Origin of the sequence: Roseibacillus ishigakijimensis, from assembly GCF_016595415.1 — a bacterium.
Lineage (GTDB): Bacteria > Verrucomicrobiota > Verrucomicrobiia > Verrucomicrobiales > Akkermansiaceae > Roseibacillus > Roseibacillus ishigakijimensis.
In genome coordinates this window covers 67,133-88,245 of record NZ_JAENIO010000013.1, presented here as the reverse complement: position 1 = coordinate 88,245, position 21,113 = coordinate 67,133, and the positions used below count along the sequence as shown (strand labels likewise).

General features: G+C 59.1%; 15 protein-coding genes and 2 tRNA genes. 9 read left to right on the top strand and 8 right to left on the bottom strand.

Going from position 1 to position 21,113, the window contains the following annotated elements:
• Positions 1–50 precede the first annotated feature (50 nt).
• The 6 genes from JIN78_RS07105 to JIN78_RS07080 all read right to left on the bottom strand — a co-directional run bounded on the left by JIN78_RS07105 (position 51) and on the right by JIN78_RS07080 (position 8,416).
• A tRNA-Arg gene (locus tag JIN78_RS07105) sits at positions 51–122 on the bottom strand.
• 65 nt (positions 123–187) lie between these two features.
• Positions 188–1,846 carry a hypothetical protein gene (locus JIN78_RS07100; protein WP_200391254.1) on the bottom strand — a complete coding sequence of 553 codons (1,659 nt, stop codon included), beginning with the start codon at positions 1,844–1,846 and terminating at the stop codon, positions 188–190.
• Between the two features lie 194 nt (positions 1,847–2,040).
• A complete protein-coding gene (locus tag JIN78_RS07095; protein ID WP_200391253.1) occupies positions 2,041–3,498 on the bottom strand; it encodes a hypothetical protein in 1,458 nt (485 codons plus the stop codon).
• A gap of 33 nt (positions 3,499–3,531) precedes the next feature.
• Entirely contained in the window at positions 3,532–5,946 is a 2,415-nt protein-coding gene (locus JIN78_RS07090; RefSeq protein WP_200391252.1) for an Amuc_1098 family type IV pilus outer membrane protein, read from the bottom strand.
• Between the two features lie 305 nt (positions 5,947–6,251).
• Complete coding sequence (locus JIN78_RS07085; RefSeq protein ID WP_200391251.1) at positions 6,252–6,401, bottom strand: hypothetical protein; 150 nt, start codon at positions 6,399–6,401, stop codon at positions 6,252–6,254.
• Between the two features lie 41 nt (positions 6,402–6,442).
• The gene (locus tag JIN78_RS07080; protein ID WP_200391250.1) at positions 6,443–8,416 is read right to left on the bottom strand and encodes a DNA gyrase/topoisomerase IV subunit A; all 1,974 of its coding nucleotides are present in this window, start codon (positions 8,414–8,416) and stop codon (positions 6,443–6,445) included.
• A 176-nt stretch (positions 8,417–8,592) separates the two neighbouring features.
• Here JIN78_RS07080 and JIN78_RS07075 point away from each other — a divergent pair, with 176 nt between their 5' ends.
• The 3 genes from JIN78_RS07075 to hisH are packed head-to-tail and all read left to right on the top strand — an operon-like array spanning position 8,593 to position 10,944.
• Positions 8,593–9,714 carry a PTPDL family protein gene (locus tag JIN78_RS07075; RefSeq protein ID WP_200391249.1) on the top strand — a complete coding sequence of 374 codons (1,122 nt, stop codon included), beginning with the start codon at positions 8,593–8,595 and terminating at the stop codon, positions 9,712–9,714.
• The gene (gene hisB / locus JIN78_RS07070; RefSeq protein WP_200391248.1) at positions 9,715–10,302 is read left to right on the top strand and encodes an imidazoleglycerol-phosphate dehydratase HisB; all 588 of its coding nucleotides are present in this window, start codon (positions 9,715–9,717) and stop codon (positions 10,300–10,302) included.
• A 6-nt stretch (positions 10,303–10,308) separates the two neighbouring features.
• Positions 10,309–10,944, top strand: coding sequence for an imidazole glycerol phosphate synthase subunit HisH (gene hisH, locus JIN78_RS07065; RefSeq protein ID WP_200391247.1), 636 nt, complete (start codon positions 10,309–10,311; stop codon positions 10,942–10,944).
• A 97-nt stretch (positions 10,945–11,041) separates the two neighbouring features.
• Here hisH and JIN78_RS07060 read toward each other — a convergent pair whose 3' ends face one another.
• Positions 11,042–12,118: a sugar kinase gene (locus JIN78_RS07060; RefSeq protein WP_200391246.1), complete on the bottom strand. Its 1,077-nt coding sequence runs from the start codon at positions 12,116–12,118 to the stop codon at positions 11,042–11,044.
• 162 nt (positions 12,119–12,280) lie between these two features.
• On the opposite strand from JIN78_RS07060, the gene JIN78_RS07055 reads away from it, so the two are divergent.
• From JIN78_RS07055 to secA, 4 genes are all read left to right on the top strand, one after another.
• Positions 12,281–12,355: transfer RNA gene (locus tag JIN78_RS07055), tRNA-Asn, on the top strand.
• Between the two features lie 114 nt (positions 12,356–12,469).
• On the top strand, positions 12,470–13,921 hold the full coding sequence (creC, locus tag JIN78_RS07050) for a two-component system sensor histidine kinase CreC (protein WP_200391245.1): 1,452 nt from the start codon (positions 12,470–12,472) through the stop codon (positions 13,919–13,921).
• Between the two features lie 38 nt (positions 13,922–13,959).
• Positions 13,960–14,385: a DUF4870 domain-containing protein gene (locus JIN78_RS07045; RefSeq protein ID WP_200391244.1), complete on the top strand. Its 426-nt coding sequence runs from the start codon at positions 13,960–13,962 to the stop codon at positions 14,383–14,385.
• Between the two features lie 87 nt (positions 14,386–14,472).
• Complete coding sequence (gene secA / locus JIN78_RS07040; protein WP_200391243.1) at positions 14,473–17,640, top strand: preprotein translocase subunit SecA; 3,168 nt, start codon at positions 14,473–14,475, stop codon at positions 17,638–17,640.
• Between the two features lie 74 nt (positions 17,641–17,714).
• Here the strand turns inward: secA and JIN78_RS07035 are convergent, their stop codons facing one another.
• Positions 17,715–18,299 (bottom strand): nucleotidyltransferase family protein, encoded by a 585-nt coding sequence (locus JIN78_RS07035; protein WP_200391242.1) that lies wholly within the window; start codon positions 18,297–18,299, stop codon positions 17,715–17,717.
• A 132-nt stretch (positions 18,300–18,431) separates the two neighbouring features.
• Here JIN78_RS07035 and JIN78_RS07030 point away from each other — a divergent pair, with 132 nt between their 5' ends.
• Both JIN78_RS07030 and JIN78_RS07025 read left to right on the top strand, forming a co-directional pair.
• Entirely contained in the window at positions 18,432–18,887 is a 456-nt protein-coding gene (locus JIN78_RS07030; protein WP_200391241.1) for a (2Fe-2S)-binding protein, read from the top strand.
• 20 nt (positions 18,888–18,907) lie between these two features.
• On the top strand, positions 18,908–21,106 hold the full coding sequence (locus tag JIN78_RS07025; RefSeq protein WP_200391240.1) for a xanthine dehydrogenase family protein molybdopterin-binding subunit: 2,199 nt from the start codon (positions 18,908–18,910) through the stop codon (positions 21,104–21,106).
• Positions 21,107–21,113: the final 7 nt, after the last annotated feature.

The window sequence follows — 21,113 nt, the reverse complement described above, 5'->3', positions numbered from 1 at the left end:
TTCGAGACTCTCTTTTCAATACTAACTCAAAAAGAACAACTTACGAAGAGCGTCCCCAGGTGGAATCGAACCACCATTTGAGGTTTAGGAAACCCCCGTTCTATCCGTTGAACTATGGGGACTGACGAGGTGCGGGGACGATAACGTCTCGGCAGACTTTGAGGAGAAAAAAGTTTCTCCGCTCCGTTTACGCCTTGTCGAAGCGGCTGCGGAATTCCCGCAAGAGAGTTTCCACCTCGTCCGAGGTCGCTTCCGCTTCCGGACTACCAGGAGTAGATACAGTTGTCTCTGGCGCTTCGCTTGCGGCCCCTTCTTTATTGCTCTGATGCTCATCGGCAGCAATGGTGAAGGGAGAGGCAACGGGCTCCTCGCCACTGACTTTGGGCTCGACTGGATTTGCGCTGACCGCGGCCCCGGGGTGGGATTTCTCTTGGGCAGATTCTCCTTTCTCCTCCGCGGGTCGGGCGGCCGGTGGCTTGGCGGTGGACTTGAGCACGGAGGAAAAGTGGGTGGCGGTCTGCTCCAACAGCAAGGCGGAAGCGTCCTTTTGGCTGGCAGCTATTTCACTGGAGGTAAAAGAGGTCGAACTCACCGGATCCACCAGACTGGCGGCAGTCGAACGGATTTGAGCCAAGGCCTCGCTGCCATAAGGAGAGGCCAGCAGGTTGCTGCCGGACCGGGACTCTGCCCCCTGGGTCGAGGAAAGAGAGCTCTGATCCGCAGGCAGGATTCCGGCCCGAGCCAGTTCGCCAGCAGTGCGGGCTCCTTCCCGCAGAACCGCGCGCGCAAAGAGTGGGGCCGGCCAAGTCATTTTCTCAATCAAGACCGGGGCATGATCGCCAAAGCGGCGCTGCACCAATTTTTCGGCCAAGTCCCGGGGAAGGTCCTGCAAGGCGACTTCGTTCTCGCAAAGACGATCGGCTATTCCACTCGACATCAGGGGGAGAAAGCCACTTTTCCAGACATCATCGTTCACACTGAGGATGAGGGAAAGGCCAGAAACGGCATTGCGCAGTTGCCCGAGAAAAGCGGCCAGCCGCAAACCAGCTTCGGGCTGATTGGAAAAGCCTTCGGTTTCGTCAAAAACCAGACAAAGGGGCTGCACTTTGGCCAGCAGGGCAAGGAGACTGAGGAGGCGCTCTTCCATCCCTCCCGCGCCCTCTTCCCGGATTTTTCCGAAGGTGGCGTCGATGAGCAGGGTTGCTCGTCCGGACTCATCCGGCTCACTGCTGGCATAGCGGAAGACGAGGTCGAGCCAGTAGGCACAACCCCGCAGCGTCGCGCCACTCAAGGAGCTCAACTCGGCAGCCAGACGGGGAGCGAGCACGGAGAAGTTCGCGCGGGTCCAGCTGGCGGTGCTGGCTTCCGGATCGTGGAAGTCGAAGGTCTCGATGGGCCGTTCGGCCAGAGCGCGCAGGGCACTTTTCTGATCGTGACAGGGAATGTCGCCCTGCTCGAGAAGAGGCTGTAGGGCACAGGCAAAAAGGCGCCGGGCAAAGAGGTCGAGTTCACTCAATCCCCCAGAAGCCGGAAGGATGCGGGACAGCTGGCGCAGCACGCTCTCGAGGACATCCGCACTCTCGATGCGACCGCCGCCACTGGGCTCGACCGCAAAGAAGAGATGGCTATCGGCGAGCCGGGTCTTCAGCGCCTGGAGAAGATGAGTCTTGCCGTAGCCCGATCGCGGTGATCGCAGGAGGATGAAGCGGTCCAGAGAAACTCCCTGAGGATGCAGCAGCTCCTGCAAATTTCGGAGGGAGGCTTCGTTGATCGCCGGGACCGCCGGAGCATGACGGCGGCCGAAAACTTCGAACAGGTTGGGCTGATGGTGACTGGACTGGGACATGGTTACGAGGACGGGATATCCGGAACGGCGTTGAGACGGCGTTCCGTCAGCGAGACAAGCGCGAAGACACGCGGAAAGAAAGGAAGAATGCGGGCCTTCCGGCTAACGCATCACTACGGGAGCCGGGCCGTCTCTTTTGCGGAGGATCGAAAAGACTTTTGCCCCCAGGAGAAAAATCAAAGGGCAGGAAAGCACTAGCGGGTCAATTGGTCGAAGAGGTCGTCTGCCGACTGCCCTGTGGCCCCTTGCCCCAAAAACTGGCCAAAGTCGTCCTCGGGCTCGCTCACCGTGCCACTCAAATTCACCTCGAACCAGAAATAGCCATCGGCCAAACGTCCTTGGGCGAAGAGAGCCTGGCTGGCATCCCGGCTCAGATTAATCTCGCGGTGATCGGGCAGTCCGATTTCCAATTTGCCTCCAAGCTGTCCCCCGGTGACGGACACGGAGCCTCGGAAAGCGAAGCGGCCAACATCCTGGAAATCCAGCCCGCTGATCTCACAGCCATCGGCCCGACGCAGGATAGAAATTTCTCCCGAAGGGCGGAACTCGAACTCTTCCAGGTCGGGATCGCCATAGACTTCGGACAAGATCTTTTGCAGAGGCAGATTCCGCAGGGTGAGCAAATCGGGAGCAAACGAAACCTTGAAGAGATGGGAGGCCGGATCCCAGCTGCGGAAGCGGAGAGTTCCCTCGGTATTGGCGACTTGGGAATCGAGGAGGGATCCCAGCCCAAAGCCCGCTAGATTCCCCAACGTTCCTCGCACCACTTGCACTGCCAACTCGTGATCGCTATCCTTCCAATGGACATTCCCGGTCAGAATCAGGTGTCGCTCTGGTTCTTCAAAGCGCAGGGAGACGACCTTGAGGTGGTCTTTGAAGAACTCCAGCGTGCCCCGTTTGAAGGGAACCTCGCCCCAGGAACCAGCCCGAAGCTCTCCTCCGCCTAAGATCAGTTGCTGAGAGTAGTCGCTAGAAACAAACTTCACCCGGGTATCCTGCAGGCGAAAGGGTGACTGGGGGCGGCCGAAGAAAAAAGAAAAGGAATCGCTCGTGTAGCGGTCGAAACCCGAGAGGGCGATGGGCTCACCTTTGGGGGGATTGATCTTGCGATTGTCGCGGGAGGAAACGACCAGGAAACCCTTGTTGGCATTCAATTCCTGGCCCTTCAAGTCCCCAGTCAGAAAGGACCACAAGTTCAGGTCCCCTTCCAGCTCGCTGAGTGCCAGCGTCTCCAAAGTATGTCCATCCGGCCAGCTGAGCCGGGCGACAGAAGCGCCAACCCGGGTGCCGAGCGGGCTCAACCTGCGAAGGTCACCATGAGCCCCCGTCCTTTCCCAAACGCTCGCCGTGATCCCTTGCAGAAACGAGGGGGCGTGGTAACGCATCGTGATGAGCAGGATAGCCAGGCCCACAACCAAAGGAATGGCAATGGCCGCCACCGTCTTCACGATGTTCAACCGCTTCTTTTTTTTCGCGATCTCGTCCTTCTTCTGCTTGCTCCGGCGTTTCCGCTTTTTGACCCGCAGGACTTGGGTGCCATCCTCGCGGGTGACGAGTTCGCCCTCCCGGCTTTTTTCGCGCTCACCGTCGCGCAGGGCCTCCATCATTTCATCGACGGAGTAGGACTTTTTATCAGAAGAAGATTCGCTCATAGATGGGGGGAGAAGGGAAAGATCAGAGCTGGCTCACGGAAGCTCGCCGCCGATGGGGTTACCCCCGGGATCGACAATCCGGACCGTGATGAAAATCATCACCAGCTCTTTCTTCCGCCGCAGCGCGTCCGATTTGAACAGGCTGCCCACCAAAGGCAAGTCCCCAAGCACGGGAACCTTGTCTTCTACATCTTCAATGCTCTCCTTCAACATGCCACCGATGAGAAGGGTGCGACCAGTCGCTACCGATACGTTGGTGTTGAGCTGAACGTTGTTGAACAAAGGCATCAGAATATCGTTGGAAGTTACTTCTCCGGTCTGCCCGGTAGCGACAATTCCGTTAAATCCGAAGTCGGCCTGGGTATTACCCCCTTGAATCGGTTCCCCGTAGTTCACGAAACCGAGAAACTCGTCAATTTTCAGGTTCACAGCCAAGTCGGTGTAGGTCCGGTCTTGGCTCACCGTGGGCTGAACTTCAAGGAATGTTCCCAACTTACGGGTATCGAAAGCGGTCGGATGGGAAGGAGTAGCGGAAAAGGAGGTGGGACTAAATTCTTCTTGAGCATCAAGATCGATCAAAGTATCTGCGCCGATGGAGTTGGGAACTTCCGGGGGTTCATACTCCGTGGGAAAGATAAAGTCTCGTGTGCTTTCCACCAAGGCCTGTTGGCCGGAACGGGTGACCACGGAGGGCTGGGACAGGACGTCCGCCCCCTTCTTCTGGTTCAAGCCCCGCAAGAGCGCGGAATAGGCATGATCGTTGACGCTCCCCACTACCGACAGCACACCGGGAGCGGAATTCACAGTCCCTCGACTGTCTTGGGGCAGGGTCGAAGAGCTCCCAAACAAGGTCGAAACTGAGGAGGGCACTTGGCGCCGTTCACGATTGAGAAGCTCTTGGAACGGATCTCCAGAGGTCGCGAAATCCCCACTGCGGAGACCTGCGCTCAGGGGATCGCCTCCAAAGAAGTCACTTTGCCGACCACTTCCGACTGTGCCTCCCCCAAGAACGAGGTCACCCGAAGCCGCCAGGTTCTCCAAAGCGGTATCGACGGCCAGTTCCTCCAGATTCTCTTCGCTGATTCGCACAATCTTGGAGTCGATAATGACTGCCATGGGCTCCTGCAAGTTGATGGCATCAACAATCCGGCTCACATCATCCTGACCTGAGGAACTCGTTTTGACCACGAGTTCACCCAAGCTGGCGTTGTAGGTGGCACTGGCTCCGTCAGGAAAAGGAACTCCCTGGCTTTGCAAAAACTCCCGGGCGCTCAGGCGGGGAGCAAGGCGGGGGGTATTCTCTTCCCGCGCAAAAATATCATCATTCTCCGAAGTGGACCCAGAAGTCTGGCTCAGGAAATTCGGGGGCACCTTGTAGCGGCGCACCACCAGATCATCAGTGAGACCGAAGGCGGGCTTGATGACCACGGCGTAAGAATCGACCTGATAAACGGTTCCGCTCTGACGGGCGATGTAGTCGAGCACCTGCCGCAAAGGAACATTCCGGAGGGTGAAGGTGAAGGTGCGGGAGAGCAATTCCTCCACCTCCGGGGAGTTGCCACTGCCCATGTTGAGCACAAAGTCCATCCCCTTCTTTTCCTCGATGACCTCAGGGTCAAGGGCAAAGGCACGGGCCTCAAGATACTCGATAGCCTCTTCCAGAGTGACTCCGTCGAAGTTCACAAAGGGAATAAAGATGGTGTCCAGCTTGCGATCGAGCTGCGCCCCCCGATCCTCGAGAATCACGCCAACTTCGCCCAAGTCGAGATTGCGGGAGGCTTGAGGCACGTCGCTTTCCCACTGCGCACCCACTTGGGAGAGCATTTCGGCCCGGGTGTGGTCGTAAGCGCTGCCGGCATAGTCCGAAATGCGGGCATTGGTGCGCTCCATGCCTCGGCGGGCGGCAACGTTGTAAGGGTCGAGGCGAAGAACTTTTTCGTAGAGTTGGGTCGATTCGTCGAATTTGCCCAGATTGTAGGCTCCTTCGGCTTGGTAGAGAAGACGGCGCACTTCGTCGACCTTCTGACCGTGCTCGGCAGTGGCGGAGGGATTGGTGCGAATCGGATCATCCAACTGGGCCCGCAGCTTTTGCGCGGGAAAATAATCAGGGTAAACGGCCTCGGCGAGCACTTCGTCGACCAGAGCAATGGCTCCAGCCCGGTCGCCCTGCCGGTTCATCACCCGGGCCGCTTGCACGGCAGCCTGGGCATAGCGCTCACGGGCCGCTTCTCGCAGTTGCAAGGTCTTATCACCATCTGGCATCTGGGCGTAGGCCTGGCGATAGCTATCGACAGCAGCTTGGAAATCCGAGCCTTGATAGGCCTCGTCTCCCATCATGAGAGCTTCTTCCGCTGCAATCACCCGATCACGCCGACGTTCCAGTTCTTCTTGAACCACCGATTGTCCCGATAGTCCGGTCATGAGACCTCCCAAGACTACCGTGATCATGGACCTGCAAATTGTCCGATTTTTGAGACCGCTTTTCTTCAAAATTGATTCCAATGGCTAATGCTTCGCAGGGTTATAAACAGTCGATCCCATTCCCGCCATCCCTAAATTCACCGATAAAGACAGAAGAGGAAAAATTTTACCTTTTTCAAAGAAAGAATCACCCGCAAATCCCTTGCCCACACGGGGTCAAGCCCACCAAGGGTCTTTCCCAAACACTGACAAAAAACCTCGTCACCATCCTGTTGAGCACCCTATTTGGCAAGATTTCCCTGGCCTCCCCCTCCCTTTCGAGGTGAACCAATTTATTGGGAGAGGGGCAGATCCATTTGACTGGCGAGCAGTCTCTGCTCGTGACCGGCCATTCTCCGTCGGATGGTGGCCAGACGTTTGTGCAACAAGCCAACCCGCACCCGAATCCACCACAACCGCATCTTCCATTTGAACGCTGTCATGGCGCACAAAATAACACGCGCGAACAGGTGTTCAAGAGAATTCATCCGATTTCTTTGGGAGCTCTCACCACCCGATCGGCAGCATGCTTGGTTACGACGTTGCCGCGCACCCCGCGGCCTTTGATAGCAATCTCGCCGAATTGGAAGGGCCGACTGAGATTGCGAAGGCGGAGAGCGGGCTTAAGGTGAATGAGCACGGTATTCTCCTCACTTTCCTGTTCATTGTCGTGAACCGCGAAGTAGAGAATGCGGGTGCCCGCCTCTCCCTTGGTGAGCTTGTATTCCTTATCGCGGGTCACCCCTCCGATGCGGAAGCGCTTGGCCAGGATCGGGCCATCCCGACCTTCCCGGTAGAGAAGGGAATAAATTTTGTCCTCCTCTTTGCGAAAAATAGCGATGTGCTGGGGCCGCTTGCCGACGAAGGCTTTTTCCGCGATTTTGCTCACTTGCATGGTGCCATCCGGCAAGATGGTGAGAACATCGTCCATGCGTGAGCAGCGCTCGATGGCCTCTTCTTTTTTAAGGCCATAACCAGCAAAGCCGTTCTTGCGATCGAGGTAGAGAGTCTCGGTCACCGCCACCACCTGGGTCCGGTTGACGGCCTCGAATTCGGCCAACTCGGTGCGCCGCTCTCTCCCCTTTCCGTATTTTTTCTTCAAATTCTCATAGTAACGGATGGAAAAGCGTGTGAGATTGCGCAGATTTTTTTCCACTTCCTCGATGGCGTCCTCGTAGCCTTTGATTTCCTCGTCGGCCCGGAAGGAGTCGTATTTTGAGATGCGCTTAATTTTGATTTCCGTCAAACGGACGATGTCGTCGCGCGTCACTTCCCGGCGCAGCAATTTCTTGAAGGGGTCCAGCCCCTTGTCGATGGCCTCGATGACGGCCTCCCAAGTGGTGCATTCTTCGATGTCGCGGTAGATGCGGTTCTCGATAAAAATCTTTTCCAGCGAGCTGAAATGCCACTTGTCCTGCAGTTCGCCGAGCCGGATCTGTAATTCCATCTCGAGCAAATCGCGTGTGCGGAAGGCACAGGCTTTCAAAATCTCACTCACCCCAATGAAGGCCGGCTTGCCCTCGCGAATGACGCAGGCATTGGGTGAGATGGAGACCTCGCAATCGGTGAAGGCGTAGAGAGCATCTCTCGTAGTCTCGGCGTCGACCCCGGCAGGGAGCTGCACCACGATATCGGCGGTGGCAGCGGTGAAGTCCTCCACTTTGGAAATCTTGATTTTTCCCTTTTCGTTGGCCGCCACAATGGACTCGGCCAGGGCCTTGGTCGTGACTCCAAAGGGCACCTCGGTGATGCGCAGCAGGCGGGCTTTTTCGATCGTGATGCGAGCGCGCACCCGCAGACGTCCGCCGCGGAGACCGTCCTTATAGTCGCTGGCATCGAGAAGCCCGCCGGTGACGAAATCGGGCACCAGTGCGAAAGGCTGGTTGCGGAGGGCGGCGATGCAGGCATCGATCAGCTCGTTGAAATTGTGGGGAAGAATCTTGCAGGCCAGGCCGACCGCGATGCCCTCCGCGCCCTGGGCGAGCAGGAGGGGGAACTTCATGGGCAAAGTCACCGGCTCCTGGTTGCGGGTGTCGTAGCTGGGCGTCCACTCTGTGGTTTTGGGATTGAAGGCCACCTCAAGGGCGAAGGGAGTGAGCCGGGCCTCGATGTATCGGGCCGCGGCCGCCGGATCTCCAGTCAGCACGTTGCCCCAGTTTCCCTGGGTATCGATGAGCAACTCCTTCTGTCCCAGTCCCACGATGGCGTCTTTGATGGCGGCATCACCATGAGGGTGATACTTGGTGGTGTCCCCCACGATGTTGGCCACCTTGGTGTAGCGGCCGTCCTCCATCTGGCGCATGGAGTGGAGAATGCGGCGTTGCACCGGCTTGAGGCCATCGAGCAAGTGGGGAACGGCCCGTTCCAAAATCACGTAGCTGGAATAGAGGACAAAGTAGTCCTTATACATGTCGCCCAAACTGGCGTGTTCGTGGCTGCGATCGTCTTCGTCACTCATGAATTGCGGGAGAGGGACTGATCTTTAGGAGTTCCAAATCACTTCGCAAGGCTTTCACGAGTCCTAATCGCCCGGAGACAGAATTGTTGGCAGGCGAAAATCGCGCTTCCCACCAGTTTCCTCTTTTCGTGACCTTCTTTTTGACCAAGATTGCCATTACGCAATTCAAGACACCTATGAAAATCCTCACCTCTGCCTTACTGGTGGCCTGCGCGGTTCCCGCTGCCGCCGACATCTTCACCCTCAAGGACGGCACCAAGCTGGATGCCGAAATCATCGAAAAAACTCTCGATGAATACGTTCTGGACGTCGCAATCACCAAGTCGATCCGCGAGCGGCGCACCATCAAGCGCGATGAGGTGGTGAATGTGGAGCGGGTGAATGAGTCGGACACCATTTTCGAAGAAAACATTGCCGGTCTCACCCCGGCCCCGCCCTTTCTCGACCTCGCGGGCTACGACGAGCGCATCAAGAAGGTCAAATCCTTCCTCAGCGCCCATCAACTGACCTCGGCGGGAACGAAGGCCAGCCGCATGCTCAAGGAGCTGGAGGAAGAGCGCGCCTTTGTGGCCGAGGGGGGAGTCAAGACTGCGGAAGGCCGGGTGAGTACGGCGGAACGCGCCCAAGACGCGCTGGGCATCGAGTCCCAGGGCCGGGCACAGGAATTCAACAAGCTGGTCAAGGACCGTTCGTTCATCCCCGCCCTACGCGAGTATTCCAAGCTGGAGATGAATTACTTCGGCACGGAAGCGCATCGCCAGGCCGTGCCGCTGGCGCAAAAGGTCGTGGCCACCTACGCGCAATTGCTCGACCGGGAACTGAATGGATTTGAAGAGCGGGAAGAAAGGCGCTTGGAGAGCCTGGAACGCCTTCCGGACAGCGATCGCCGCCGGGCCCTCGCTGCCGAAGAGCAACGGCAGGCAGCCTACGAAAAACTCTGGCAAAAAGAGGAAGAGGCTGAAGAAATCTGGTACTCCGTGGACACGAAAAATGGGGGCTCGATGAACGAGACCCTTGAACAATTGCTTTCCGAACGGGAGCGCTTGGAAAACGTGGCGGAAGAGCTCAAGGATTTCCCCGTCACCGACAAACTCTATCGCGACGGCTGGACTGCGGCCGGAGAAAAGAACCAGGAAGAGCTGGAGGGCATTCTTGACCAGCTTGACGAAGCGGGAGTCGCGGAAAGCTACCTCAACATGCTGGTCGACCGCTTCGACCCGACCATCAACAATCCCCCGGCCGAAGGGGAGCCAGCCGAGGACGAGGAAGCTGAGGAGGAGATCGAGTCCGATTACTAAATGCGAGAAGCCAGCATTCAACGCGAAACCGCGGAAACCAAGATTGCCCTTTCCCTTCAATTGGACGGCACCGGTCGCAGCACTATCGAGACAGGTCACCCTTTCTTCGATCACATGCTGACCCTCTTTTCCAAGCATTCCCTCATTGATCTGGAAGTCAAGGTGGAGGGGGACCTGGAAGTGGATGCCCACCACACCGTGGAGGACACCGGGATTGTGCTCGGCGATGCCATCCGGGAAGCCTTGGGAAACAAAGCCGGCATCCAGCGCTATGGCCATGCCTACGTGCCCATGGACGAGACCCTCGCCCGGGTGGTGGTGGACCTGAGCAACCGGCCCTACCTGGCCTTCAATCCTCCGGCCGAGACAGCTTCCGCGCCTAATCTCCCCTTCACGCTGGTGGAGGAGTTTTTCCGCGCGGTGGCCTCCAATCTGCGGGCCAACATCCATGTCGATCTGCTGGCGGGACGCGATGGCCATCACATTGCGGAAGCCATTTTCAAGGCACTCGCCCGGGCTCTCCGGGTGGCGGTCGCCATCGACGACCGCCAGCAAGGCGCCATTCCCAGCACCAAAGCCGTTCTCTGATCCGCGATGAAACTTGGAGTGATTGATTACGGAGGAGGCAATCTGCGCTCTCTCCTGCGAGCGATGGAATTTGTCGGGGCCGAGCCCCACCGGGTGACCGGTCCCGGGGACTTCGAGGGCCTGACCCATCTGGCCTTTCCCGGCCAAGGGTCCTTTGGCGACTCGATGAGAAATATGGAAGAGCGGGGCCTGGTCGATCCCTTGCGCGCCTGGCTACAGGCGGACCGCCCCTTTTTCGGCATTTGCATCGGCTACCAGCTTCTTTTCGACAGCTCGGAGGAGTCCCCCGGCACCCCGGGCCTGGGGATCATTCCCGGCCGGGTGGTGCGCTTCCCCCGGCAAGTGGGTCTCAAGGTGCCCCATATGGGCTGGAATACCGTGCAAGCCCGCGATCCCTCGGATCCGATGTGGCGAGAACTGGGCGAGGAACCCTACTTCTACTACGTGCACTCCTACTATCCCCAACCGGAGCGGGAAGAGGACGTGGCCGCCACCACCGATTACGGCGGCCCCTTCCCTTGCGCGGTGCGGCGGGGAAATCTCTTTGCCACCCAGTTTCACCCGGAAAAAAGCCAGCACACTGGCCTGCAACTGATGAGGAACTTCCTGGAAAGCCAGAGCGCACCGGCGGTCTCTGCCTGAACCGCCCCCCAGCAGCACGACCCTTCTCAAAAACAGAGCGGGCCCCGGTAAATCCGGAGCCCGCTTTTCTTCTAAAATTTGCTAGCGCGAGAGGCCATCAGCGCTTCACCCGGGCATTGCCCTCCCAGATGCTCCAGACCTGCTCCTCGTCGGCGGGCTGGCCGTAGTCGGTCAGCAAGGTCGCAGCGAGGGCACCACTGGCCCAGCCGAACTGAGCTGCTTTTTCCATGGGCCACTCCCGCAGGATGCCATAGAGAAGGCCGCCCACGAAGCCGTCGCCACCGCCGATGCGGTCGAGAACGCCAATCTCGCGGGGCTCCATGACATGCCAATCATCCCCAGCCGAGACGATGGCCCCCCACTGGTGGAGATTCACGCTCACCACCTCGCGCAGAGTGGTGGCAAAGACCGTGGTCTCGGGAAATTCTTTTTTCACCCGGCCAATCATCTCCTTGAAGCCATCAATTTTTCCAGCGATGCCTTCCCCTCCGGGAGGCGGGCCGTCGATGCCCAAGCACAGCTGGAAGTCCTCTTCATTGCCCACCAGAACATCGGAAAGGCTGGCGATTTCATGAAACACCTTGCTCAGCTCTTCCTCCCGGCCTTCCCACAGACTGGCTCGGTGGTTGAGGTCGAAGGCGATGCGGGTGCCGTGGGACTTGGCCTTGCGGGCCACGGCGAGACAGAACTGGCTGGTCTCGGGAGAAAGAGCCGCGATGAGCCCCGAAAGATGGATGAACTGGGCCCCCTCTTCTCCAAAAATGCGATCCAGGTCGAACTGGTCGGCGGAAAGCTTGCGACCAACTTCCCCGGCCCGGTCATTGGCCACGCGAGGCCCCCGGGAACCCGCTCCGCTATCAGCGAGATTGATTTGGTGGCGCAGGCCCCAAGCCCCTCCGGCATCGAACTCCGGCCCCTCGTAATCCATGTGGCGACTGGCGAGGTTGTCCTTGATGAAACGGGAAACCGGGCTGCCCTTGACGAATGCGGTGAGAATCTTGACCGGCAAACCAAGGTAGGAGGCCACGGAACCGACATTCGACTCCGCACTGGTAGCCTGCATCTTGAAGGTATCGCTGCAGTGGAAAGGCTGGCCGTTGAGAGGAGTGAGCCGGGTGCCCATGGAAGTCGGAATGACGAGGGCATATTTGGCATCGGATTTGAGCGTAATCATGGTGGGGGAAAGAGGCGATTTCTACTCGAAATGAGCAAGCGAAAAAGCGCGTCTCCCCCCCGGCGAAAAAAATTTCCGAAAACCTTCAATTTTTCCTTGCGCGAGGGGTCGATTCTGTGGAGAGTCGCCGCCCCCGAGGCACTGCCTCACCAAACACAACAATCCGGCGTAGCTCAGCGGTAGAGCGGGTGGCTGTTAACCACTAGGTCGTAGGTTCGAATCCTACCGCCGGAGCCACTTTTCAGTGGCCCACTTTTCCCCGGCTTTTCAGCCGGTTTTTTTGTGCCCCTTTCCTTCCTCTTGGGCTATCTCTTAGCTGCGTAACGTCCCCCCTTTTTCCGCTCGTTCTCCATGCGCTTGACCCGCCTGACTCTCGTCCTAATCGCCCTCATCCTGGCGCTGGGGTTCTACCGCCTCACCCACTATTTGTTGGAAGATCTGGAGGCGCAAACTTTTCAGGCCACCGAGGAAGCGATGGTCGATACCGCCCATCTGGTAGCGGCTTGGGTAGAAGATGAGCTGGCGACCAGTGCTGACACCTCGCTGGCTCCGGCAGTGCGGGCCGCGCTGACCGGCCCTTTTTCCCGGGCACGGGAGCGACGGTTTTCAGCGGAGATTTTCAGCCAAACCAAGACCCGGGTGAGCCTGAATTGCTACGTCACCGATGGGCAGGGCACGGTTCTCTACGATTCCACTGGGGAACGGCTGGGAGAGGACTTTTCCGCTTTCAATGATGTCCTCCTCAGCCTTCGGGGCGCATACGGCCGCCGATCCAGCCGGGTCAGCGAGAGCGATGCCAGCAGCTCCATCATGTATGTGGGGGCCCCGATTCACCACCAGCAGGAAATAGTCGGGGTGGTGACGGTTTACAAAGCCCAGCGGGAGTTGCTCCCTTTTATCCACAAACGCCGGGCCCAGATTCTGCGTCCAGCCATCGTGATTGCCCTGGCCATCCTCTTTCTCATCGGGGCGGTGCTCATCTGGCTCTATCGCCCCATCGGTCGCCTGGCAGAATACGCCCGCCGCATCACCGCCGGAGAGCGTCCTCCCTTTCCTCCACTGGGGAAAGGCCGCGAGGTCAATGCCCTCGGCCAGGCGCTGCGCGATATGCGGGAAGCCTTGGAAGGCCGCTCCTATGTGGAAAATTACACCCAGACGCTGACCCATGAGCTGAAGTCGCCCCTCGCCGCCATCCGGGGCTCGGCCGAGCTCTTGCACGAAGACATGCCCCGGGCCGAGCGCGAGCGCTTTCTGCGCACCATTCGCGGCGAGGTGCAGCGCGCGGAGCACCTCATCAACCGGCTGCTGCACCTCGCCGCGCTGGAGGGACGGCAGGAACTTGGCCCGAGCGAGACCATCGTGCTGCAGGACCTTTTGCGCGATCTGGCCGACGAACTCGCCCCGGCCCTGGCCCACAAGGGAGTGCGAATGGAGAGTAAACTGGCGGCAGAGCCTCTCCGGGTCATGGGAAACCGCTACTTGCTGCGAGCGGCCGTCGAGAACCTTCTGCAAAATGCTCTCCAGTTCAGCCCGCCAGGGGGGACCATCACCCTCGCGGCCCGGCGTGCTGGCGAGCAGGTGCGGGTCCTCATCACCGATCAAGGACCGGGCTTGCCCGACTTCGCGCTCGCTCGGGCCTTTGAACGCTTTTTCTCCCATCGCCCCGATCCCAAGGAGGGCAAGGGAGCGGGACTGGGCCTCACCTTTGTCAAGGAAGCGGCCGAATTGCACGGGGGGCACGCGACCTTGCAAAACGGCCAGGACGGCGGCGCGGAGGCGACCCTTATCCTCCCGGCGGATTAGCTCGCCAAGACCTTTTCCCGCTGCTAGAGGTCAGGGAAATGATGGAACCCGAACAAAGGCCTCCCGCCCTCAATCATCCCCCCCAGCCCCCGGCGGGACTGCCACCCCACCATTCCCCCTCTCCATCCGCGGATTGGCCCAATCAGGATGACCGCACGCTCGCCATGCTCATCCACCTCCTCTCTCTGCTCACCGGTTTTTTGGGCCCGCTCATCCTCTGGCTCGTCACCCGCGACCGCTCTCCGTTCATCGATTTCCACGGCAAGGAATCAATCAACAATATGATCACGGTGACCCTTATCTCCATTGCCCTCGGGATCTTTTCGGTCGTGACCCTGGGTATCGGCCTAGTTGTCTTCGTTCCCTATCTGGTTGCCGTTTTCATCTTTGAAATCATTGCTTGTGTGGAAGCAAACAAAGGAAGATGGCATCGCATTCCGCTTGTCATCCGCCTGATTTCCTGAGCCCGACACGAAAGAGGGAAACGCCTCCCTTGCATGTCCGCCCTGCCGTGTGTATGAGTCCGCCCAGCAGCACAGTGCAACAATCTCATGCTTAAATGGACTCTCCAGAAAATCGTCGGGACTAAGAATCAACGCGAAGTCAAGCGCTTACGGCCCATCGCAGCCCGTATCAACGAAATCGAGGAGGCCCTTCAGCAGGAGCCAGAGTCCATTCTGGTGGAAAAGACCCGGGGCTGGCAGCAGAAACTGCACCGTTTTCTCCCGCTCCACACTCCCACCAAGCGCGCCATTGAGCAACTACCCCCGGAGCAGCTCAAGGAGCTGGCGGATATGCTCGGCGAGCGCCTCGAAGCCCTGCGCCCGGACTTCCCGAATCTTCCTCAAGTGGAAGCTACCCCCGCGTCCATTGAAAAAGCGAAGGCGGCCTTCCACGAGATCGAGGACCAATTCCCCAAATTGCGTGAGAAGTATCTCGAGGAAATTCTCCCCGAAGCCTACGCAGTGGTCAAAAATGGCGCCCGCCGCATGTGTGGCCGCACCATCGAAGTCGCCGACCAGGAATTGACTTGGGAAATGGTTCACTTCGACGTTCAGCTCGTCGGCGGCATCGGCCTGCATCGCGGCATCATCGCCGAGATGCAAACTGGTGAAGGAAAAACCCTGGTGGCCACCCTCCCCGTCTACCTCAATGCCCTCACCGGCATGGGCGTGCACGTGATCACGGTGAACGATTACCTCGCCCGCCGGGACTCGGAGTGGATGGGTTCTCTTTACCGCTACCTCGGTCTCTCCGTAGGCTGCATCCAGAATGGCCAGCCCCCCCAGGAGCGCCGCGCTCATTACGGCTGTGACATCACCTATGGCACCAATGCCGAGTTCGGCTTCGATTACCTGCGCGACAACGGGATGGCTTCCTCCGCCAACCAGCAGGTCCAGCGTGGCCACTACTTTGCCATCATCGATGAGGTGGACTCCATTCTCATCGACGAAGCCCGCACCCCGCTGATCATCTCCGGTCCCTCCACCGTAGCCACTTCCACCGAGAAATACGTCCAATACAAAGGGATGGTGGAAGCCCTGGTCAAAAAGCAGAACACCCTCTGCGGCGAGCTGGCAGCCACCGCGCAAAAGCAGCTCGACGACAAGGACTACGAGGAAGCGGGACGCACCCTTTTCAAACTCAAGCTGGCCCAACCCCGCAACCGCCAGCTCCTCCGCTTCATGGAGGATCCCGATACCCGCCGCATCATCGAAAAGGCCGAGCTGGCCATGTATCAGGACACGCAGAAAAAAGATCTCTTCGAGGCCAAGGAAGAACTCTACTACACCATCGACGAGAAAGGCCACGACACCGACCTGATGGAGATGGGCCGCGAATTCCTCTCCCCCGGCGATCCGGAAGCCTTCGTTCTCCCCGACCTCGCCAGCGCCTACGCCGAAATCGATGCCCAACTCGATCTCACTGACGAAGAACGAGCCCAGCGCAAGGACGAGGTCACCGTCAAGCTCGATGAGCAGGGCGAGAAAATGCACGTCATTACCCAGCTGCTGAAGGCTTACTGCATTTACGAAAAAGACGTCGAATACGTGGTGCAGAACAACAAGGTCGTCATTGTGGATGAAAACACCGGTCGCGAAATGCCCGGCCGCCGCTGGTCCGACGGCCTTCACCAAGCGGTGGAAGCCAAGGAAAACTGCGAGATCGAAGCCGAGACCCAGACCTACGCCACCATCACCATTCAAAACTACTTCCGGCTCTACACCAAACTGGCCGGCATGACGGGCACGGCGGAAACAGAAGCCGCTGAGTTCAAGGATATTTACAACCTCGACGTGCTGCCCATCCCCACCAATCGCCCCAACCAGCGCATCGATGAAAACGATCAGGTCTTCAAAACCCGCCGCGAGAAATACAACGCGGTGGTGACCAAGATCAAAGAAGCCCACGACAAAGGCCAGCCCGTCCTCTGCGGAACCGCCTCGGTGGAATCCTCCGAGACTCTCTCCCGCATGCTCAAGCGGGCCAAGATTCCCCACAAAGTGCTCAATGCCAAATTCCACCGCCAGGAAGCGGAGATCGTGCAAGCAGCCGGACAACGCGGCGCGGTCACCGTCGCCACCAACATGGCGGGTCGGGGAACGGACATCAAGTTGGGCGAAGGCATCGCCGAGCTCGGTGGTCTTTTCGTCATCGGCACCGAGCGCCACGAATCCCGCCGCATCGACCGCCAGCTGCGCGGCCGCTGCTCCCGTCAGGGCGACCCCGGGATGTCGCAATTCTACATCTCCTTTGAAGATGACCTCATGCGCAACTTTGCCGCTGCCGACCGCATGACCAACATGATGGAGCGCTTTGGCATGGAAGAGGGAGAAGCCCTTGAGCACAAGTGGCTCAACCGCTCGGTGGAAACCGCCCAGAAGCGGGTCGAACAACACCGCTACCGCCAGCGGAAATACGTCCTCGACTTCGATGACGTGATGAACAACCAGCGGGAAGTGGTCTACGGCTACCGCAACGAAGTCCTCACCAGCGAAGATCCCCGGGAACTCCTCTACGAAGTCGTCGACAAGGTCATCCCCGAGAAGGTCGATTTCTACATCAACCAGCGCGACGAAGGAGCCTCCGACATTCTGGAGCTCATCGGCTGGGCCAACACCACCTTCCCTCTTCGCCTCAAGAAAGAAGAGGTCAAATTCGAGGACAAGAGCGCCGACGAAATTTCCGAATTCCTCGTCGAGCAGGTCAAAAAAGCTTACGAGGTCAAGGTCGCCCACGAGATTCCCCAGATGCTCGACGACCTCGAGCGCCAGATCATTCTCGTCGCTATCGACCGCCAGTGGCAGCAGCACCTCTACAACATGGACAGCCTGCGCGATGGCATCAGCCTGCGCGCCCAAGGGCAGAAGGACCCACTGGTGGAGTATAAGAACGAAGCCTACAAGCTCTTCGAAGAGCTCATGGCCAACATCGAGGAAGAAGCCCTCGGCAACCTCTTCCGCTCCTACACCAATCTGGAGGCCTACGAGCAATTCCTGCACAATCTCCCCATGCAAATGGGCGGACAGGCTCCGGACCACGGTCAAATGGCCAAGCGCAATCTCACCGGACCGTCCACCGAGCCCCCAAAGGCTCGCAAGCCCGAGGTCAAACTGACCCTGCCCAAGCGCCGCCCCACCGTGAAGGTCGGTCGCAACGACGACTGCCCCTGCGGCTCGGGCAAAAAGTTCAAGTCCTGCTGCGGTCAGGAGGACTGAAGCCTCCCCTGCCCCTCACCCCCTCCGGCGCGGAAAGCTTTCCGCTCCGGAGTTTTTTTGCTCCCTTGGCGAGGTCAACTTTTCTGCTGGTCGCAGAAGGTCTCCCACTCGGCTTCGCTATCAATATCGCATTTCGCTTCCGGAGCGGAAACAAGAGCCCGCCTCTCGAGGTGCTTCCGAATAACGGCCCGGCCTCCTTCCTCTCCCTGCAATTGGGCCAGTTCGGAAAAATGAGCACGTGCAAAAAGAGCAGGCGGCCCCATCCATTCGCCAGCCTGGCATTGCACCAGAGAAGCCTCCCCGGATTCCAGGGGAGCCTTCATCCGCAAGAGGGTTTCCACCGTCACTCCCGGCTGATCCACCAGCAGGACAAAGACAGCATCCACCTCGGGCAAGCTCCGCACCCCGCAGGCGAGCGAGTTGCCCATCCCCTCCTGCCAATTCTCGTTGGTCACCAAAGTCACCTCCGGCGGCAGCGCCAGCCGTGCAATAGCTTCGCGGCGGGCCCCCAGAACCACTCGCACCGGGTGACAACCTGCCGTGATGGCCAGGCGACAAGCGCGCTCGAGAAGGGTTTCGCCTTGCCACTGCAGAAGCTGCTTGGGTTTGCCAAAACGACGAGCCTCTCCCGCCGCCAAGATCACTGCTCCATAGGTCACCGATGAAGCATGCCCGGCAGGAAAACAGAAGAAAAGGCCACTCTCCTCTTTTTTACCAACAATTTGCAGGCCCTAAGGCATTTGCGTTCTTGGACCCGAGCCTTTCTCCACCCCATCCAGACCACCCTGACCATGAGCCTCACCCTAAAAATCAACGGCCAAGAACACCAAGTGGACATCGATCCGCAGACACCCCTTCTCTGGGTTTTACGCGATCATCTCCACTACACCGGAACCAAATATGGCTGCGGCATCGCCCAATGCGGGGCCTGCACCATCCACCTCGACGGGCAAGCGGTCCGCTCCTGCCAAGTCCCGGCCTCCGCTGCGGAAGGGCTGGCCATCACCACCATCGAGGGCCTCTCCAAGGAAGGAGACCATCCCGTGCAGAAGGCGTGGCTGGAGTGTGATGTCGCCCAGTGCGGCTACTGTCAGGCGGGTCAAATCATGTCCGCGGCCGCCCTCTTGGCGCAAAACCCGCACCCGAACGAGGACGAAATCTCTGCCGCCATGAACGGCAATATTTGTCGCTGCGGAACCTACCCGCGTATCAAGAAAGCCATCCAAACCGCCAGCGCCTCCCTCTAATTTCCACCGCCCGACATCCGATGAAAAACACGACTCACTCCCTCGACCGCCGCTCGTTCCTGAAAGCCACCACCCTGACTGGAGGGGGCCTCCTCTTGAGCTTCAGCCAGGTTTTCCTCGCCGCCGAACCCAGCGCCACTTCTGCCGAAGAAGCCCCGCGCTCCATTGAGTTCAACGGCTACATCCGTATCGCCCCGGATAATCAAGTGACCTTGCAAGCTCCCAACCCGGAATTTGGGCAAAATGTGAAGACCTCGCTGCCCATGATCCTCGCGGAGGAACTCGATGTGGACTGGAATCTGGTCACCGTCGTGCAAGGCTCCTTTGATCGGGAACTCTACAGCCGGCAATTTGCTGGCGGGAGCGGTGCGGTGCGCCACGGATGGCCCATCCTGCGGGAAGCGGGAGCCAAAGTCCGCCAAATGCTGCGCGAGGCAGCCGCCCAGCGATGGGAAGTTCCCGTCGCGGAAGTCAGCACCGAAAAAGGCCATCTCCTCCACCCGGGCACGGGCCGCAAGCTCACCTACGGCGAGGTCGCGAGCGAAGCAGCCACCCTCCCCGTCCCCGATCGGGTCTCTCTCAAGGCTCCCGAACAATTTTCCCTGATTGGAAAGGACACCCGCAATGTCGACGGCCTCGCTATCGTCACCGGCAAGGCTGGTTTCGGGGTCGACTACCACGTGGAAGGAATGCTCACCGCCATGATCATCCATCCTCCCGCATTCGGCATGACCCTCAAATCCTACGACGACACGGCGGCCCGTCAGATGCCCGGGGTGAGAAAAATTTTCCCCATCGAAACCTTCAACGACAGCCATCAAAACCGGGGATTCGATATCAGCGCCTTTCCCAAGCTGGTAGTGATTGTGGGCGATTCCGTCTGGCAGGTGATGCAGGCCAAAAAGGCCATCCAATGCGAATGGGACACCACCGTGGACGAGCTGGAAAGCAGCGAAGAGCACCAGAAACGAATGGCAGAAGCCGCCGCCAAACCTGCCCGGGAACTGCGCCGCGACGGCAACCCCGAAGAAGCCTTCGCCCAGGCAGCCAAAGTCATCGAGAGCACCTACACCGCCCCGTTTCTCGCTCACAACACGATGGAGCCACTCAACTTTTTTGCTCACGTCACGGACGAAAAAGTCTTCGTGGCCGGCCCCCTGCAAGCTCCAGAATTCGCCCAACGCGCCTTGATCGCCCGCCTGGGAGTGGCTCCGGAGAGCATTGAAATCGAGATGACCCGCATGGGAGGAGGCTTCGGACGCCGAGCCTATGGCCACTTTGTAGTCGAGGCAGCTCTCATTTCGCGGGAAATGAAAGCCCCCGTCAAACTGCTCTACACCCGGGAAGACGACATGACTTTTGGGATCTATCGCCCCGCTTACCGGATCGATTACAAAGCCGCGCTCGATGCCGACAACAAACTCATTGCCTTCTCCGTCAAGGCTGGAGGAATTCCCGAAAGTCCCCTCGGCCGCTCCGCAAACCGCTTTCCCGCCGGAGCGGTGGAGAACTATCTGGCCGAAGAGTGGTCGCTGGATTCCGCCATCACGGTCGGAGCCTTTCGCGCCCCCCGCTCCAACTTTATGGGAGCGGCCGAGCAGGCTTTTCTCGACGAAGTCGCCTTGGCAGCCGGCAAGGATCCGCTCGATTTTCGCTTGGAGCTCTTTGAACGGGCCAAAACCGCGCCGGTCGGCAACCGCAACGACTACGATGCCGAGCGCTACGCCGGGGTCCTGGAACTCGTGAAAGAAAAGGCCCAGTGGGACAAACCTCTCCCCGCAGGCATCCATCGCGGTGTGGCCGCTTACTTTTGCCATGCCAGCTACGCCGCCCACGTCGTGGAGGTCGCCATCGAGCAGGAAAAGGTGGTGGTCAAGAAGGTCACCAGCGCAATCGATTGCGGAGTGGTGGTCAATCCCGATGCCGCCGCCAACATGGTGGAAGGAGCAGTCGTGGATGGCATCGGAAACGCCCTTTTCGGAGAAATGACCTTTGTCGGCGGGCAGCCCCAAAAGCAGAACTATGACCAGTATCGCATGATTCGCTTCCGTGAATCCCCCATGGAAATCGATGTTCATTTTGTCGATAATGGCATCGACCCCACGGGTCTGGGCGAGCCTCCCTTCCCTCCGGTCTTCGCCGCCTTCACTAATGCCCTGAGCCGCGCCACGGGCAAGCGCCACTTCCATCAGCCCTTCGGCCTGGAAGTCACCGCTTGATCGTCGC